Source organism: Listeria immobilis (assembly GCF_014322845.1).
GTDB classification, from domain to species: domain Bacteria; phylum Bacillota; class Bacilli; order Lactobacillales; family Listeriaceae; genus Listeria; species Listeria immobilis.
On sequence record NZ_JAASUA010000003.1, the window covers coordinates 187968 to 206353 of the forward strand.

An 18386-nucleotide genomic window follows, 5' to 3' on the forward strand; every position below is an offset into this window, starting at 1 on the left:
AATTAATGTCAGAAGAAAATATTACGAATGTACATGAAAATGCTTCAGATTATAACGAAGATCAAATCCAAGTACTCGAAGGCTTAGAGGCTGTTAGAAAAAGACCTGGTATGTACATTGGTTCTACTAGTCAACGTGGACTCCATCACCTTGTATGGGAAATTGTAGATAATGCAATTGATGAAGCGCTTGCTGGTTTTTGTACAGAAATTGAAATTACTATTGAAGCTGATAACAGCATTACCGTTCGCGATAACGGACGCGGAATTCCAACTGGGATTAATGAAAAAATTGGTCGTCCAACTGTTGAAGTTATTTTTACAGTTTTACACGCTGGTGGTAAATTTGGTGGCGGCGGATATAAAGTATCTGGTGGGCTTCACGGGGTTGGTGCATCAGTAGTTAATGCCCTTTCAACATCGCTTGAAGTATATGTTCACCGTGAAGGTCAAAAATATTACCAACGTTTTGAACGTGGTGATGTTGCTATGGATATGGAAGAACAAGGTGAAACAGACTACCGTGGAACAATAGTGCATTTTACTCCTGATCCACAAATTTTCACAGAAACAACGGAATTCGATTTTGATACACTTCGCACGCGGACTAGAGAACTTGCTTTTCTAAATCGTGGTTTAACTATTTCAATTGAGGACAAACGTGAAGAACACAAAGTTCGTAAAGAATTTCATTATGAAGGCGGAATTCGTTCATACGTCGAGCATTTAAATAAAGCAAAAGATGTTATTCATGAGCCACCTATTTATTTGGAAGGTGAACGTGATGACATTATGGTTGAAATTTCAATGCAATATAACACTGGATTCTCAAGCAATATCATTTCATTTGCTAACAATATTCACACCTATGAAGGTGGAACACATGAATCTGGCTTTAAAACAGCATTGACTCGAGTTATCAATGATTATGCACGTCGTAATAAAGTATTTAAAGATAGTGATGATAATCTTTCAGGTGAAGATGTTCGTGAAGGACTAACAGCAATTATTTCGATTAAACATCCAGATCCACAGTTTGAAGGACAAACAAAAACAAAACTTGGAAATTCAGAAGCTCGTTCTATCACAGATAAGCTATTTTCTGAGGCTTTAAATAAATTTATGATGGAAAACCCAGATGTTGCTAGAAAAATCGTTGAGAAAGGCGTGGTGGCTTCTCGTGCGCGTCTAGCTGCTAAGCGTGCCCGTGAAGTTGCTCGTAAAAGTAGTGGCCTTGAAATTTCTAGTTTACCTGGTAAGTTAGCAGATTGTTCATCACGTAATCCTGAAATTAGTGAACTTTACATTGTTGAGGGTGACTCAGCCGGTGGTTCTGCTAAACAAGGTCGTGATCGTTTATTCCAAGCGATTTTGCCGATTCGTGGTAAGATTTTAAATGTGGAAAAAGCACGTTTAGACCGTATTTTAGCTAACGAAGAAATTCGAACTATTTTTACTGCTATGGGTACTGGTTTTGGTGGAGATTTTGATGTTTCAAAAGCACGTTATCACAAACTAATTATTATGACAGATGCTGATGTTGATGGTGCGCATATTCGTACATTGCTGTTAACATTATTTTATCGGTATATGCGTCCACTTCTTGATGCTGGTTATATTTACATTGCTCAACCACCACTTTATCAAATTAAACATGGTAAACAAGTGGAGTATGTCTATAGTGATGGACAGCTAGAAGATTATCTTGCATCGCTTGATAAAGACACTAAATTCAGCATTCAACGTTATAAAGGTCTTGGAGAAATGAATCCAGAACAACTTTGGGATACAACAATGAATCCAGAGCATCGGACATTGCTTCAGGTAAACATTAAAGACGCTATTGATGCCGATGAAACTTTTGAAATGTTGATGGGTGACCGCGTGGAACCTCGTCGTAAGTTCATTGAAGAAAATGCGCAATATGTTAAAAACTTGGATGTTTAATAAATATTTCCCGGGTAATAAATTTAGTTATTGATTGTTTTTAAAAGGTTTGAACTAGCTTCAGCCTTACTTTTGAAAGGGAGGTTTCTCTAACAATGGCAGAAACACCAAATCAACGAATAACAGAGATAAACTTAAATAAAGAAATGCGGACTTCATTTTTAGACTATGCGATGAGTGTAATTGTTGCCCGTGCTCTACCAGATGTTCGTGACGGATTAAAACCAGTTCATCGTCGTATTTTATATGCGATGAATGACTTAGGTATGACTTCTGATAAAGCGTATAAGAAATCAGCACGTATTGTAGGGGAAGTTATTGGTAAGTATCACCCCCACGGCGATACAGCTGTTTATTTTACAATGGTACGGATGGCACAAGATTTTAGTTATCGGAATATGCTTGTTGACGGACATGGTAACTTTGGTTCGGTCGATGGCGATATGGCAGCAGCAATGCGTTATACAGAAGCACGGATGTCTAAAATTTCAATGGAACTACTTCGTGATATTAATAAAGATACAATTGACTATGCGGATAACTATGACGGTTCAGAACGTGAGCCAATTATTTTACCAGCACGTTTCCCAAACTTACTTGTCAATGGATCTTCAGGTATTGCAGTTGGTATGGCAACAAACATCCCTACCCATCATCTTGGTGAAGTAATTGACGGTGTTTTGGCACTTAGTAATGATCCAGATATAAGCATTCGTGAATTAATGGAGTATATTCCAGGACCTGATTTCCCTACTGCTGGAATGATTATGGGACGTAGCGGAATTCGTCGAGCTTATGAAAGCGGACGTGGTTCCATTACAGTTCGTGGTCGTGTGGATATTGAAGAAAAGAAAAATGGTAAAGAAACAATTGTTATTACAGAAATCCCCTATCAAGTAAATAAAGCACGTCTAGTTGAGCGTATTGCAGAACTTGCACGTGAGAAAAAAATTGATGGAATTACATCTTTAAATGACGAGTCTGACCGTTCGGGAATGCGTATTGCTATCGAAGTTCGACGTGATATTAGTGCTAGTGTTATCGTCAATAATTTATTTAAAATGACTGCACTACAAACAACTTTTGGGATTAATATGCTTGCACTAGTAGATAATCATCCAAAAGTGCTGAATTTAAAAGAAATTCTTTATTATTATTTAGAACATCAAAAAGTAGTTATACGTCGCCGTACGGAATTTGAACTTCGTAAAGCAGAAGCGCGTGCTCATATCCTGGAAGGGTTACGAATTGCGCTTGACAACATTGATGCGATTATTAAATTAATTCGTGGATCAAAAACATCAGATATTGCAAAAGAAGGTTTGATGACACAATTTAAGCTTTCAGATAAACAAGCTCAAGCTATTTTAGATATGCGTTTGCAACGTTTAACTGGTTTAGAACGCGAAAAAATTGAAGAAGAATATCAAAACTTAGTAGCATTAATTAATGATTTAAAAGCTATTTTGGCTGATGATGAACGTATTCTTGAAATTATTCGTGAAGAGTTAGAAGAAATTAAACTTAAATATGCGGATAAACGTCGTACAGAAATTTTAGCTGGAGATTTAGTCAGCTTGGAAGACGAAGATTTAATCCCAGAAGAAGAAGTAGCGATTACTTTGACAAAACGTGGTTATATCAAGCGTTTACCATTATCAACTTATCGTAGTCAACGTCGTGGTGGTCGTGGTATTCAAGGTATGTCTACACATGAAGATGATTTTGTAGAACATCTTGTTGCAACGAGCACACATGATACACTACTATTCTTTACAAATACAGGGAAAGTTTACCGTTCGAAAGGTTATGAAGTACCTGAATATGGACGTACAGCGAAAGGTATTCCAATCATTAACTTACTTGGAATAGAAAGTCAAGAACAAGTAAATGCAGTTATTAACCTATCTGAATTCACAGATGATAGCTACCTTTTCTTTACAACGAAACATGGTGTCGTGAAACGTACAACCCTTTCTCAATTTGCGAAAATTCGTCAAAGTGGTCTGCGTGCTGTAGAACTCCGTGAAAATGACGAATTGATTTCTGTTCAAATGACTGATGGCTCTAAAAACATGATTATCGCAACGAAACATGGCCAATCAATCTATTTCTCAGAAGAAAACATTCGTGTAATGGGTCGTACAGCTGCCGGAGTACGTGGTATTAGACTTCGTGAAGACGATGAAGTTATCGGTATGGAAGTACTAGAAGATAATGAAAAAGTGTTAGTTGTAACTGAAAAAGGTTACGGAAAACAAACACCAGCTTCTCAGTATCCGCTTCGTAATCGTGGTGGTATGGGTGTTAAAACCGTTACAATCACAGAGAAAAACGGAAACCTTGTAGCAATGAAGACAGTTACAGGTGAAGAAGATTTAATGCTGATGACAGTAAGTGGTGTATTAATTCGTTTTGAAATTGATACCGTATCACAAACTGGCCGTAGCGCAATGGGCGTAAAACTAATTCGTTTGGATGAAAATGAAAAAGTTGCTACTGTAGCGAAAGTACCAAAAGAAGAAGAATTAGAACATGAGGAAGAAATCGACGAAACACTTATCACACAAGTACCTGATGAAAGTTTTGAAGATGCTCCTGGAAGTGACATAGAAGAATAGAAATAAGGCTGGAAAACAATCTAATTTTTGAATTAGAATGATTTTCCAGCTTTTTTAGTGGTTAAAAGCGCAATTTAATTATAAATTATGTATAATATCTGTATTACGTCTAAAAAAGGAAGAGTTGTAACTATGCGCAAACTGATTCAATTTCTTGTTATAGTAGTTGTTTTAACATTAGTGGAATATCTTTTAATTACTCAAGCGGCTACTCTATTTTTAATTTCGAGTATACTTATTCAATTGTGTGGGGTTGTTATTGCTATTAGATTGTTGTTATTTGACCAACGAAATACTAGCTCAAAAGTTGCTTGGATAGCTGTTATTTTTGTATTGCCAGTGCTTGGAACGATTAGTTATCTAGTATTTGGTCGAAATCCTGCGACACGAATATTTACCACAGCTCAAATAACAGAAACAGAAAAACTAATTGAAGCGATTCATGCAATTCCAAATAATATCGATGAGAAATTACCGAGATTATCAAAAAGAATTGCACATTTAACATCTATTGAACCAATCAAAGGAAATAAAATAGAAATCTTAACAAATGGTGAAGAAACTTTTCCCGTGCTTTTAGATGCACTAAAAAAAGCAGAAGATCATATTCATATTCAATACTATATTTTTAAAACAGATGAGATTTCTACAGAGATTCGTGATATTTTAGTAGAAAGAGCAAAAGCCGGCGTTGAAGTTCGGTTTATGTTTGATGGGCTGGGCTCAAGCAAACTGAAAAAAGATTTTTTAAAACCCTTAGTAGATGCAGGTGTTGAGATACATCCATTTGATCCAGTTACTTCACCATGGATTGTACGGACAGCGAATTTAAGAAATCACCGAAAAATTGTTGTGATTGATGGACAAATTGGTTTTACAGGTGGTCTTAACATTGGAGAAGAATATCGCTCCAATACACCAGATTTTCGCGTTTGGCGTGATACACATATTAAAATTACAGGACAAGCAGTTATTGAATTACAAGAGTCTTTCCTTAATGACTGGGTTTATATGGAAAATAAAAAAGCTGCAGCAGATAAATTTATTAGTGAAACAGGATTAAAGCAATATTTTTCACCAGTTGATATGGGAGATGATTGGGCTCAGGTTATTTATGGTGGTCCTTATGACAAAGAAAAATGGGTTCGTGATTCCATGCTTGATTTAATTGACTCTGCAAAAGAATATGTTTGGATAGTATCGCCTTATTTTGTACCAGACGAGGAGTCGCTAGCAGTTATTCGTAGAGTTGCAATGAGTGGTGTTGATGTACGAGTAATTATCCCAGGAAAAGGTGATCGAGGAATATCTTTTCACGGGAGTAATGCATATGTGAAAACAATGATTGAAGCAGGGGCAAAAATGTATGCTTATCAAGATGACTCTTTTGTTCATGCAAAAGCAATGTTAGTAGATGGAACACATGCAGCAGTCGGAACAGCCAATTTTGATGTACGGAGTTTTAGATTAAACCATGAATTAATGGTTTTCTTATATGATGAAAGTGAAGCAATTCATCATTTAAAACGTGATTTTAAGAAAGATTTTGATGATAGTAGATTATTTACAATGAAAGATATGGAAGAAAAAACATTAAAAACTCGAATAAAAGAAGTGCTTTCCAGTTTATTATCGCCAATTTTATAATTTAGGAGTGGAAAAATGAGTGGAGATTTAAAACTTAGGCCGCTTGAACGCGAAGATTTAAAATTTGTTCATCGGTTAAATAATGATGCGAAAATAATGTCTTACTGGTTTGAAGAGCCATATGAAGCATTTGTCGAACTTCAAGAGCTATATGATAAGCACATTCACGATCAATCAGAGCGCCGTTTTATTTTAGAATTAGATGGTCAAATGGTTGGATTAGTCGAATTGATGGAAATTGATTATATTCACCGAAGAACGGAATTTCAAATTATTATTGATCCTAAGTTTCAAGGTCATGGTTATGCAGTATCCGCCACAAAGCTTGCAATGAAATATGCTTTTTATGTATTAAATATGCATAAATTATATTTAGTTGTCGATAAAGTAAATGAAAAAGCAATTCATGTTTACGAAAAAGTTGGTTTTATTCGTGAGGGCGAATTAATTGATGAATTTTTTGTTGATGGAACTTACCATGATGCAATTCGGATGTGTCTGTTTCAGCACCAATATAAAGAAATGGATAAGTAAATTATTGATTGGCACTGGAAAAGTTAGTGCCAGTCATTGTTTTGGCTTTAAAAAAGTTCTATAATAAGGTTTTAGTGAAAAAATTATGGTATCATGAAGTATTAAAAGTAGTATTATTTAGATGGAGAAAGGATTGGCGCACATTGGCTACAGGCATTGGGACAGCTAAAATGATATTATGCGGAGAACATGCAGTTGTATACGGAGAACCGGCGATTTCAGTCCCATTTACACAAGCAGTAGTAACTACAAATGTGGAAGCTTCTATAAAAACTAAATTTTCTTCGGCATTTTTTTCAGGGGATTTAGAAGATATGCCTGATTTTTTATTGGGAATTAAAGCACTAGTTGTGGATGTTCTAAAAGAAATAGGTCAAGGCGAAAATGTATCTATTCATGTGACTTCGGGAGTTCCAATTGGTCGAGGTTTAGGTTCGAGTGCAGCAGTAGCAACAAGTATTGCACGTGGCCTATATAAATATTTCAAAAGAGAGTTAGAAAGTAAAAAACTACTTTCCATTGTTAACACAGCGGAAAAAATTGCACACGGGAATGCAAGTGGTGTAGATGCAATTACTGTTGTTAGTGAAAAGCCAGTTTGGTATGAACGCGATAGAAAATTAGAAATTATGCACTTTTCTAAAAAAATTACCTTTGTAGTAGCTGATACAGGAGTTCCAAGTGAAACAAGAGCTGCTGTTGCAGATGTCCAGAAACTATATCAAAAAAATCAAGCTGAGATTGGCCAAATAATTCGTGCACTCGGAAATATTTCCCGGGAAATAAAGACTTATTTAGAAGGAAATGCGGATACTATAAAAATTGGTGATGCAATGAATCGAGCACAAAATTATTTGGAGACTTTAACAGTTAGTGATAGTAGTTTAGAAAATTTAATTAAAGTTGCTAGAAATAATGGAGCTGATGGAGCTAAACTTACTGGCGGTGGCAGAGGTGGTTGTATTATTGCTGTAGCCAAAAACCAAGAAATCGCTGAAAAAATAACAAAAGCACTTCATAAAGCTGGTGCTGCACAAGAATGGATTTTTACGATAGGAGAAGGTAGTTATGAGAGCGACAGCCATTGCACACACGAATGTGGCGCTAATTAAATACTGGGGAAAACGCGATGAACAGCTGATTCTACCTGCAAATAGTAGTTTATCCTTCACTGTAGACAAATTTTATACAAAAACAACAGTAGAATGGGACGAAAATTTAAAACAAGATAGATTTATTTTAAATGGAGAACAAAAAACGGACGCGAAAGTAACCCGTTTTATTGATAAAATGCGTGAAGAATTTGGTTTGACAGCAAAAGCATTGATAACCTCTGAAAATCATGTTCCAACTGCAGCAGGTCTTGCATCATCAGCTTCAGCATTTGCCGCTTTAGCGCTTGCTGGTTCGAGTGCTGCGGGCAGAAATGACACACAACAATATATTTCAAAATTAGCCCGTTTCGGCTCTGGATCAGCTTCTCGCTCCGTTTATGGCGATTTTGTTATTTGGGAAAAAGGCGAACTAGCAGATGGTAGTGATTCTTTTGCCGTTCCTTTTACAAAAAAATTAAGTGATAAAATGTCCATGGTTATCGCTGTAGTTTCTGACAAAGAGAAGAAAGTTTCTAGTCGTGACGGAATGCGCTTAACTGTTGAGACTTCTCCTTTCTTTAATGATTGGGTTGCCGCTGCTGAGACAGATTTGAAAGAAATGAAACAAGCTATTTTAGACGAAGACTTCATCAAAGTAGGCGAAATTACCGAGCGCAATGGGATGAAAATGCATGCGACAACACTTGGAGCAGAACCACCATTCACTTATTTTCAGCCGTCTTCGCTTAACGTAATGGATGCTGTTAGAGAACTTCGAGCAGAAGGTATACCAGCCTATTTTACTATGGATGCTGGGCCGAATGTTAAGGTTATTTGTGAGCGTCAAAATGAGAAAATCGTTGCAGAAAAGTTGTCGGGACTAGCCAAAAACATTCTAATTTGTCATGCCGGTAAGGAAGCGAGTGGTGTATCAGATGAAAACTAAACTACAAGTTAAAATACCTGGAAAATTATATGTTGCTGGCGAATATGCCGTTGTGGAATCGGGGCATACGGCTATTTTGACTGCTGTTAATCGTTATATAACATTAACTTTAGAGGACAGTGAGCGAAATGAATTATGGATTCCGCATTATGAAAATCCTGTTTCTTGGCCAGTTGGCGGGGAACTTAAACCAGACGGAGAACATTGGACTTTTACAGCGGAAGCCATCAATATTGCAACTACTTTTCTAAAATCAGAAGGAATAGAATTAACACCAGTCAAAATGGTGATTGAAACAGAATTAATAGATAAGTCAGGCGCTAAATATGGATTAGGTTCAAGTGCAGCAGCAACCGTGGCGGTAATCAATGCACTAATGAAAAAATTCCACCCAGAAATATCCATGCTAAAAAAATTCAAATTAGCTGCCTTATCACATTTAGTTGTTCAAGGTAATGGTTCTTGTGGTGATATTGCTTCCTGTATGTATGGTGGATGGATTGCTTATACAACTTTTGATCAAGAATGGGTGAAACATCGGTTAGCTTATAAATCACTTGAATGGTTTATGAAAGAACCTTGGCCGCTTCTTGAAATTGAAACTTTAGAAGAACCAATACCTACTTTTTCAGTTGGTTGGACTGGAACACCTGTAAGCACAGGAAAATTAGTATCACAAATTCATGCATTTAAACAAGAAGATAACAAAAACTATCAGCAATTTTTAACAAGAAACAACCAAATTATGAAACAAATTATTCAAGCTTTTCATACAAAAGATGAGGAACTGCTTTATTCCGCTATAAAGGAAAATCGCCGTATCCTTCAAGATTTGGGAACAAAAGCAGGAGTCAATATTGAAACAAGCTTATTAGAACAATTAGCCGATTCAGCTGAAAAAAATGGCGGAGCTGGAAAATCTTCTGGTTCAGGTGGCGGAGATTGCGGAATAGCTTTTTCAAAAACACCAGAATTAGCAGAAAAACTCGTTCATAACTGGGAAAAACTAGGTATTAAGCATTTACCTTTCCATACAGGCAAAGTGCAAATAACGGAATAAATGAAGACAGTAGACAAAGATATTTTGTTTACTGTTTTTTTGTTTTAAATTTCACAATCAAGGGAATAGAGAATAGAATAAAAGTTTGTGAAATATTTAATATATCAAGTTTTTGAACTAAGGTATTAAATCAGATATAATGAGTTAGAGTATGAACATAGTGATTCTAAAAATGCTAACCAATTTTAAAAAAGTTTGTGAGTTTTTTTAAGAAACAATAAAATAACAGCATTTTTTCAGTTACATAGGAGTTGTAAAAAAGCTTCTTTCAGCACTCCAGGAATGGTATTTTTGCGCAAAAATACACATTAGAAAACATCAAAAGGAAAAGAGGGGATTCGAGTGTCAAAGTTACTTAAATCTTTGCTACTCACAGCAATGCTTGGGGTTACCGGCTTGATAAGTGGTTGTGGCGATTTGACAGTACTTAATCCAAAGGGACCAGTTGCAAAAGGTCAGTCGGACTTAATTATTTATTCGATTATATTTATGCTGGTTATTGTACTAACGATTTTTGTATTGTTTACGATTATGCTAGTTAAATATCGTGAACGAAAAGACATTTCAAACTATGAGCCGGATATGCATGGTAGTAAAAAACTGGAAATTTTTTGGACATTAATTCCAGTTGCTATCGTTATTGCACTGGCTATTCCGACTGTAAAAACAATTTATGCAGGGGAAGAAGCGCCAAAAGTGACTTCGCATAAAGATCCAATTGTTATTTATGCAACAAGTGCAGACTGGAAATGGATTTTTAGTTATCCAGATGAGTCCATCGAAACGGTTAACTACGTAAATATTCCAACAGATCGTCCAGTACTGTTCAAATTAACTTCCGCAGATACAATGACAAGTTTTTGGGTGCCTCAATTGGGTGGTCAAAAATATGCAATGTCTGGAATGACGATGAATTTATATTTACAAGCGGATGAAGTTGGTACATACAAAGGGCGTAATGCCAATTTCAATGGTGAAGGTTTTGCAGATCAGCGCTTTGATGTAGTGGCGCAATCTGAATCAGACTTTAAAAAATGGGCAAAAGAAACAAAAGCAAATTCACCAGTTATCACACAAGACATCTATGACCGTCTTTTAATGCCTGAAAGCTCTAAGAAAAAAACTTATTCTGGCACGCATTTAGCATTTGTTGATGTTGCTGCTGATCCAGAGTACGTTTTCTATGCTTATAAACGTTTTGGATATGAAATGACAAATCCACATAATCCAAATACAAAATCAACCATTTCTGATGAGCCGCTTCTACCTGTTCGTCCTGTTACCGTGACTAATCCTCAATTTGAGCGCCACGATATGGAGCCACAAATTATTAAAAATGGTGAGGGTTACCACGAGGATAAACACCGTGAGGACGAAATGAAGAAAATGGAAGAAGACATCCAAACAAATGAATTCAATAAAAAAGAATCGGATGACGCAGGGAACTAAAAGGGGGGACATAAGGCATGAAATGGAATGAGTTTATCGTAACCGGCGACCCGATGATCCTAGGTGCACAGATATCTATTGTGCTTGCTAGTGTTGGTATCGTTGTGTTACTAACTTACACTAAAAAATGGAAATGGCTCATGAAAGAGTGGATTTCCTCTGTTGATCATAAAAAAATTGGTATTATGTATTTACTTGCTGCGGTTTTAATGTTTTTCCGCGGTGGTGTGGATGCGCTGATGATGCGTACCCAGCTCGCTTTACCGGATATGAAATTTTTAGATGCACAGCATTACAATGAAGTGTTTTCTACGCACGGAACTATTATGATTTTATTTATGGCAATGCCGTTTATTATTGGTCTTATGAACATTGCAGTACCACTTCAAATTGGTGCACGTGATGTGGCATTTCCGTTTTTAAATAACTTAAGTTTTTGGACATTCTTTATGGGTGCGATGCTATTTAACTTATCATTTGTAATTGGTGGTTCGCCAGACGCTGGTTGGACAAACTATGCGCCACTAGCCACAGATTTTAGTGCTGGATATGGAATTAACTTCTACCTTCTAGGGGTTCAAATCGCGGGTATTGGGACACTAATGACGGGGATTAACTTTTTCGTTACGATTTTACGAATGCGTACAAAAGGTATGACTTTAATGAAAATGCCAATGTTTACTTGGTCTTCATTAATTACAAGTTTAATTATTATTTTCGCTTTCCCAGTTTTAACAGTGGCACTTGCATTAATGTCATTTGACCGATTGTTTGGGACTGCATTCTTCACACTCACGAACGGAGGGCTCCCGATGATGTGGGCCAATTTATTCTGGGTTTGGGGGCATCCAGAAGTGTATATCGTAATTTTACCGGCATTTGGTATTTTTTCCGAAATCATTTCTACGTTCTCCAGGAAAAAACTATTTGGTTATCCGGCGATGGTTGCTGCGATGGCTGTTATTTCTTTACTAAGTTTCCTGGTTTGGGTCCATCACTTCTTCACGATGGGATCAGGAGCGCTTGTTAACTCCTTCTTCTCTATTACCACGATGATGATTGCGATACCAACCGGGATTAAGATATTCAACTGGTTATTTACGATGTATAAAGGACGAATAACCTTCACAACCCCAATGCTTTGGTCGCTTGCTTTTATCCCTAACTTTGTTGTTGGTGGGGTAACTGGGGTTATGCTTGCGATGGCTGCGGCCGACTATCAATATCACAATACGTATTTCTTAGTTTCGCATTTCCATTATGTATTAATTGCTGGAACCGTGTTCTCCTGTTTTGCTGGGCTTACATACTGGTATCCAAAAATGGTCGGTTACAGATTAAATGAAAAAATTGGTAAATGGTTCTTCTGGATTTTCGTTGTTGGATTTAATGTTTGTTTCTTCCCGCAATATTTCCTAGGACTTGATGGTATGCCTCGTCGTATCTACACTTACGTACAAGGTGATGGCTGGACAACACTTAACTTTATTTCCACAGTCGGTGGCTTCTTAATGGGTGTAGCATTCTTGGTTCTTTGTTATAACATTTATTACAGTTATAAAAATTCGAAACGAGAAGTTACTGGTGACCCTTGGAATGCACGTACACTTGAATGGGCTACAAGTTCTGCTGTTCCGCCAAAATATAACTTCGCTGTTTTACCAGAATGGAATGATTTGGATGATTTCTGGAATAGAAAACAAAAAGGCGATCCATATGTGAATGATAAAAATTATAAACCAATTCATATGCCGAGCAACACAATGGTCGGGTTTGTAATGTCCGTCTTCTTCTTCATTGCTGGCTTTGGTTTAGTATTCTACTGGTATTGGTTAGCAATTATTGGTCTGATTGGAATTTTAGGTTGTATGGTTTATCGTTCATTCCAAAATAATGATGGTTACCACGTTGAAGTGGATGAAATTAAAGCAACAGAAGAACATAATGCGCGCGAACTTGCGACTGGTGTAAAGGAGGGTAATCCATGGAATCTGTAGAAACAAATAAAAATCTGCCCATTGAATATAGGTCAGAACAAGGTCGATTAAATATTCTTGGTTTCTGGATTTTCCTTGGCGCCGAAATTGCTTTGTTTGCCACTCTTTTTGCTACTTACTTTGTTATGAGAAAAGCTGGTTCTAATGCGGGTCATCCGCCAGCTGAAATGTTTGAGCTGTGGTTAGTATTAATTATGACATTTTTACTTTTAACAAGTAGTTTTACTTGTGGTCTCGCGATTGGTGAGATGCGTAAAGGCAATGTGAAAATGTTGACGATTTACTCAATTATTACGCTGATTCTAGGTGCAGGCTTTGTTGGTTTTGAACTTTATGAATTTGCACACTATGTAACGGAAGGCGTAACAATGCAAATCGGTTCTTACTGGTCAGCATTTTTCGTTCTACTAGGGACACACGGACTTCACGTAACTGTTGGGATTTTCTGGATTAGTTTTATTTTAATTCAAATTAAAATGCATGGTTTGACGCCAAAAACAGCATCAAAAGTATTTATTTCCAGTTTATACTGGCATTTCCTTGATGTTGTGTGGATTTTCATTTTCACCGGTGTCTACTTGTTTGGGATGGTGAATTAATATGGCGCAAAATAATAAATCAAATGCAGCTCATGCTGAAGGTGGCATTCCGTGGAAACACATTGTTGGCTTTGCGTTATCAATTATTTTAACGCTACTAGCTGTCTGGGTAGCTCTTTACTCTACACTAACCACCAATGTAAAGGTAGTAATCATTTTCATCTTTGCGTTCATTCAGGCCGCTCTACAGCTCCTAATGTTCATGCATATGACAGAAGGCCGCGATGGAAAAATTCAAATTGGAAATATTTTATTCGCAGCATTTATTGCAATTGTCGTTGTTATTGGTTCTTATTGGGTAATGGAAATTGGTCATATGAATCATTTAATGTAGGAAAATTAAATAAGAGGAAAAAACCAAGTCCATGTAGTGCGCCCCTAAAGTTAGACCAAAAAATCTAACTTTAGAGGCGTATTTTAATTGGCTAAATATGATGATGGATTTAAGAGGAAAGTAGTGGAAGCTTACCAAAACGGCGAAGGTGGTTATGGCACATTCGCTCAACGCTTTGGTATATCACATTTTTCTCTGGTTAGAAAATGGGTGAAGATTGTAGAGGCATGGGGGTTTGAAGCATTACAAAGGCGAAGAACCAAACAACATTACACTTCCCAATTCAAGCAAAATATCCTACACTATTACTTAAATAGCGGTGACTCTTACCTAGATGTTGCCTTGCAGTATGGTTTGCCTTCAGGGGATTTACTTCAAAGTTGGCACCAAAAATTTCTGCGAGAAGGCATCGAAGGTCTTTCACCAAAACAGAAAGGACGACCTTCGATGTCCAAGAAAAAGAAATAAATTCAGCCCAAGAAACCCATGACACGGGAACAAGCATTAGAACGAGAAAACGAATTATTACGTGCAGAACTTGCTTTTATAAAAAAGCTCCGTGCTTTAGGAATGGATATCCCAGAACGACTCAAGAACGAGATGACCGAATCATCCACGAACTCCGAAGTGAGTTCCGATTAACGACTCTTCTGCAAGCCACAAAATTTCCTAAAGCGACCTACATGTATTGGCAAAAACGATTAGAACAGAAAAATCCAAATGCATCATTAGAGAAAAAGATTCAAGAAATTTTTGATGAGCATCACGGAAACTATGGCTATCGCCGGATTCAACTAGCGTTGAAGGCACAAGGAATAAAGGTCAATCAGAAAAAAGTTCGACGAATTATGGGTAAACTTGGGCTAAAAGGCTCCAAGTTTATTCGGAAATCTCGCAGATATAATTCTTGCAAAGGAACTATTGGACGAGTGGCATAAAACCGTATTCGTCGACGTTTTTATATATCCATTCCTCATCAAAAAGTGACCACGGATACATCGGAATTCAAATATTACGAGCGTGATAAAAACAAGCAGCTAGTTATCAAAAAATTGTATTTAGATCCTTTCCTTGATATGTTTAACGGAGAAATTTTATCGTATCGAATTTCTGAGCGTCCCAACGCTAAAGCCATTATGGATGCCCAAAAAGAAGCGATGGACCGTACCGATGATTGCCCCTATCGTCGTACGTTCCACTCTGACCAAGGATAGGCTTACCAAATGAAAGCATACAAAAAGCAGTTAACCAAGCAAAACATCTTTCAAAGTATGTCACGAAAAGGGAATTGTTTTGACAATTCTCCGATGGAGAATTTCTTTGGACTGTTAAAGCAAGAAATGTATTACGGGGTAATTTATGCCAGCTTTAAACAATTGAAGCAAGCAATAGAAGATTGGATACATTACTACAATCATCATCGAATTAAAACGAAACTTGGTTGTAGTCCTATTCAGTACCGCGAACAGATGACCGCATAAAAAATACCAACCAGATTTCTCTGGTCGGCATTTGGTCTAACTTTTGAAGTGTACCCGAAAGATGATACGAATGAAAATGGGAAAGATAACGGACAGGCCTCAGAAAATAATCAAGTAAAGGTAACCGAAAATAAAGTTGCCAAAAACAGGTGATAACAATCATATGTTGCTCGGAATGTTACTGATTTTAATAGCATTATTTGTTATTAAAATTCCAAAGAAAAGATATAAAGAAGATACCGAATAAAGTAGGAACTGACCTATCAAAATGAGATAGTAAAAACCTTCAGAAATCTATTACAGATTTTCTGCGGGTTTTGTAATGTTTTAAGAATAGAATTTTAGTAGAAATGTTAAACAATTCAATTGATAGAGCTGGGAATTATTTTTAGTAGTTTGGGTTGTGATTGATTGAGCTGCAATACTTACTATGATAGAAAGAGATGTAAACTTTTGCAGTCAGTAAAATAGTTTTTTTCTTCTTTGGGGTGAAAAAATATAACATGGTATGCAGCGAAAAAAACGATTTTCACTTTTAAATGTGAATTACTTAGCTTTTAATGTTCTGTAATTTAGTTAAAATTGAAATCTTTGTGACTATTTGATTTAAAGATGAATAAAATTGTGTATAACTACTGGGAAAGAACTCTTCAAGAACTTTTTGTTGTAAAACCATGCAAACTGAGTTGCGAATTACTCCTAAATTAGCCTGTATTTGCTCATTCATGACAAGAATCGGACATTTCATTACATTTTTGGTTATACATGGGTTTCTTATGATAAAGTAGAACTAGCTTCTAATAACAATAAATCTCAAAGGATGGATTATGAAAAAATATAAATATTTAGCATTTCTAATAGCTCCTCTCCAAATCATACTCCAGTTTGTAATTGTGAATTGGAATGAAACTCACAAAAATTTGTATTGGTTAACTTATTTAGGTATATTCTTACCAATATTACTATGTTTTCTTATTTCTATTTATTTATTTAAAGATGTTTTAAAAAAAGATAGGAAAGACTTAAAAACTAAATGGTGGAAAATGCTCCTTATTGGCGTTATTGGAACTATTATTCTACAGATGATTTTAATTTTCGGAAGTTTAGCTGTTGGAGAAACAACTAATTTTAATGCAGAAACTGCAACTCTAATGCAATTAATTTTTATACTTATATGTTCTATGTATGGGTTGCTTACAGCAGTGACAGAAGAATTATATTTTCGTTATTTGTTCTTTAGTATTTCAAATAAAAAATCAGCTAAAGTTGTACTTTTGTTTATTTCAAGTTTATTATTTGGATTTGCACATTACTGGAGTACAAATAGTTTTGAACAATTAATACCTTATTTTTTTGCTGGATTGTTTTTGGGTTGTATCTACTTAGTCACTAAAAACATATGGTATACAATAATTATCCATTTGATAAATAATTTTTATGCAATTGTTTTACCTGCTATAATGCTATTGGTAAAATATCTTACTTCTGCATAGAATTATCTATAAATTCAATGAGAGAAAGAGGGAGAAAAGAATGAAAAAAATTGTTGGAAAGTTCGTTTTGCCAGTATTAGTTGGAAGTTTTATTGTTTTAGGAGTACCATCGTTAGTATCAGCTCATGAAGAAGATTCTTTTCAAGAAAAAGGAATAATTTTAGATGAAAATCTACTACCAGTATCACTAGATGACTCGATGAATAATACAACTAAAAGTGAACAAATGATAGTGAAAAGTGCAACAGGGTTTCACTATAAAACAATTTCTCACAGTATTAAAAAAATCAGTACAAAAAAGATAAAGATTGAGAATCATAATAAGTCTTATAATATTGGGATACCAGTTGGACCTTTAAGTCTTGGTGTATCAACGGTTCCGATAGGACGTTGTCAATTATCTCAAGTGAAAGCTAATGTAACCGTAAAAGTTAAAAAATACGAAAATGGATCAGGAAAATATGTTGGAACTTACACATATAAAAGTAATGGAGCATCATATAAAGAACATAAAAAAATTAAGTGAAACTAGAACATAAGGACTTTTAAAGATGAGAGTCATATGCATTAGTAAAGTTGTAGGTAGAAAATAATATTAATGAGTAGTTACTGAAGAATGATATAAATTAACTTTTAACCTAAAAATGATAGGAAAGAACATACGTTTACGTTATATGAGCGAGCATATGTTCTTTTTGTTTGGTGGAAATCATTGTACATCTTGATTTGGTAAGCATAGAATAACCAGAGTGTAATCTTATTAAGATTTAGGAGTTACAGATGATAATAAAAGTAGACATTTTGGATAGAATTATTGATAGTGAACTTCATGGATAAAGTTTATTAAATTCGTTGTTTCTAAGATAATACCAATTTAGGTACTATTATAGAATATTCATATATGAAAAAATATGAGCAAATAATTACTGATGACTGTTAGATTTTAATTCATCTAATAGCTAAGTATTACGCTAAAATGATTTTGGATAGATAAGAAGTTTTGAATGAAGTTAGACTATTATGGAATATGTGAATCTGTTAGTTAAAACAATTTAGGAACGAATTTGATTATTATAGGATGTGGAAAGAGATATAGAATTTTATAATTTATTTTTATTTCGTGTTATAACTTAAAAATATACAAAAGAAAAATATGTAGTGAGGGAAGATAACGGAGTATTTTGT

Annotated in this window: 18 protein-coding genes; all 18 read left to right on the forward strand. The window is 35.6% G+C overall.

From position 1 onward, the window contains the following. The first annotated feature begins 5 nt into the window (after positions 1-5). The 18 genes from gyrB (at position 6) to HCJ45_RS05755 (ending at position 17727) form a co-directional block, all read left to right on the forward strand. Positions 6-1946 carry a DNA topoisomerase (ATP-hydrolyzing) subunit B gene (gyrB, locus tag HCJ45_RS05685; protein WP_185344312.1) on the forward strand — a complete coding sequence of 647 codons (1941 nt, stop codon included), beginning with the start codon at positions 6-8 and terminating at the stop codon, positions 1944-1946. 95 nt (positions 1947-2041) lie between these two features. Beyond that, a complete protein-coding gene (gene gyrA / locus HCJ45_RS05690) occupies positions 2042-4567 on the forward strand; it encodes a DNA gyrase subunit A (RefSeq protein ID WP_185344314.1) in 2526 nt (841 codons plus the stop codon). 132 nt (positions 4568-4699) lie between these two features. After that, on the forward strand, positions 4700-6214 hold the full coding sequence (gene cls, locus HCJ45_RS05695) for a cardiolipin synthase (protein WP_185380430.1): 1515 nt from the start codon (positions 4700-4702) through the stop codon (positions 6212-6214). Between the two features lie 15 nt (positions 6215-6229). Then, positions 6230-6748, forward strand: coding sequence for a spermidine N1-acetyltransferase (gene speG, locus HCJ45_RS05700; protein ID WP_185344318.1), 519 nt, complete (start codon positions 6230-6232; stop codon positions 6746-6748). Positions 6749-6891: 143 nt separating this feature from the next. After that, positions 6892-7860: a mevalonate kinase gene (gene mvk / locus HCJ45_RS05705; RefSeq protein WP_185380492.1), complete on the forward strand. Its 969-nt coding sequence runs from the start codon at positions 6892-6894 to the stop codon at positions 7858-7860. Beyond that, on the forward strand, positions 7817-8788 hold the full coding sequence (gene mvaD / locus HCJ45_RS05710; RefSeq protein WP_185344320.1) for a diphosphomevalonate decarboxylase: 972 nt from the start codon (positions 7817-7819) through the stop codon (positions 8786-8788). The genes mvk and mvaD overlap by 44 nt, the downstream gene beginning before the upstream one ends. Further along, positions 8769-9848: a phosphomevalonate kinase gene (locus HCJ45_RS05715; RefSeq protein WP_185380431.1), complete on the forward strand. Its 1080-nt coding sequence runs from the start codon at positions 8769-8771 to the stop codon at positions 9846-9848. The genes mvaD and HCJ45_RS05715 overlap by 20 nt, the downstream gene beginning before the upstream one ends. A gap of 342 nt (positions 9849-10190) precedes the next feature. Beyond that, the gene (qoxA, locus tag HCJ45_RS05720) at positions 10191-11297 is read left to right on the forward strand and encodes a cytochrome aa3 quinol oxidase subunit II (protein WP_185344324.1); all 1107 of its coding nucleotides are present in this window, start codon (positions 10191-10193) and stop codon (positions 11295-11297) included. Between the two features lie 17 nt (positions 11298-11314). Beyond that, complete coding sequence (gene qoxB / locus HCJ45_RS05725) at positions 11315-13294, forward strand: cytochrome aa3 quinol oxidase subunit I (protein ID WP_185380432.1); 1980 nt, start codon at positions 11315-11317, stop codon at positions 13292-13294. Then, complete coding sequence (qoxC, locus tag HCJ45_RS05730) at positions 13282-13893, forward strand: cytochrome aa3 quinol oxidase subunit III (RefSeq protein ID WP_185344328.1); 612 nt, start codon at positions 13282-13284, stop codon at positions 13891-13893. Before qoxB ends, qoxC begins: the two co-directional genes overlap by 13 nt. A gap of 1 nt (position 13894) precedes the next feature. After that, positions 13895-14227 (forward strand): cytochrome aa3 quinol oxidase subunit IV, encoded by a 333-nt coding sequence (gene qoxD / locus HCJ45_RS05735; RefSeq protein WP_014091592.1) that lies wholly within the window; start codon positions 13895-13897, stop codon positions 14225-14227. Between the two features lie 87 nt (positions 14228-14314). Then, positions 14315-14695, forward strand: a complete 381-nt coding sequence (locus HCJ45_RS15125; RefSeq protein WP_425489895.1) for a helix-turn-helix domain-containing protein — start codon at positions 14315-14317, stop codon at positions 14693-14695. A gap of 18 nt (positions 14696-14713) precedes the next feature. Further along, positions 14714-14869 carry a hypothetical protein gene (locus HCJ45_RS15130; protein ID WP_425489896.1) on the forward strand — a complete coding sequence of 52 codons (156 nt, stop codon included), beginning with the start codon at positions 14714-14716 and terminating at the stop codon, positions 14867-14869. 41 nt (positions 14870-14910) lie between these two features. After that, the gene (locus tag HCJ45_RS15135; RefSeq protein WP_425489897.1) at positions 14911-15165 is read left to right on the forward strand and encodes an IS3 family transposase; all 255 of its coding nucleotides are present in this window, start codon (positions 14911-14913) and stop codon (positions 15163-15165) included. A 333-nt stretch (positions 15166-15498) separates the two neighbouring features. Further along, entirely contained in the window at positions 15499-15708 is a 210-nt protein-coding gene (locus HCJ45_RS15140) for an IS3 family transposase (protein ID WP_176941761.1), read from the forward strand. A 136-nt stretch (positions 15709-15844) separates the two neighbouring features. Next, a complete protein-coding gene (locus HCJ45_RS15145) occupies positions 15845-15955 on the forward strand; it encodes an LPXTG cell wall anchor domain-containing protein (RefSeq protein ID WP_143211484.1) in 111 nt (36 codons plus the stop codon). 580 nt (positions 15956-16535) lie between these two features. Then, positions 16536-17201 (forward strand): CPBP family intramembrane glutamic endopeptidase, encoded by a 666-nt coding sequence (locus tag HCJ45_RS05750; RefSeq protein WP_185380433.1) that lies wholly within the window; start codon positions 16536-16538, stop codon positions 17199-17201. Between the two features lie 40 nt (positions 17202-17241). Further along, entirely contained in the window at positions 17242-17727 is a 486-nt protein-coding gene (locus HCJ45_RS05755) for an LMxysn_1693 family intestinal colonization protein (RefSeq protein ID WP_185380434.1), read from the forward strand. Positions 17728-18386: the final 659 nt, after the last annotated feature.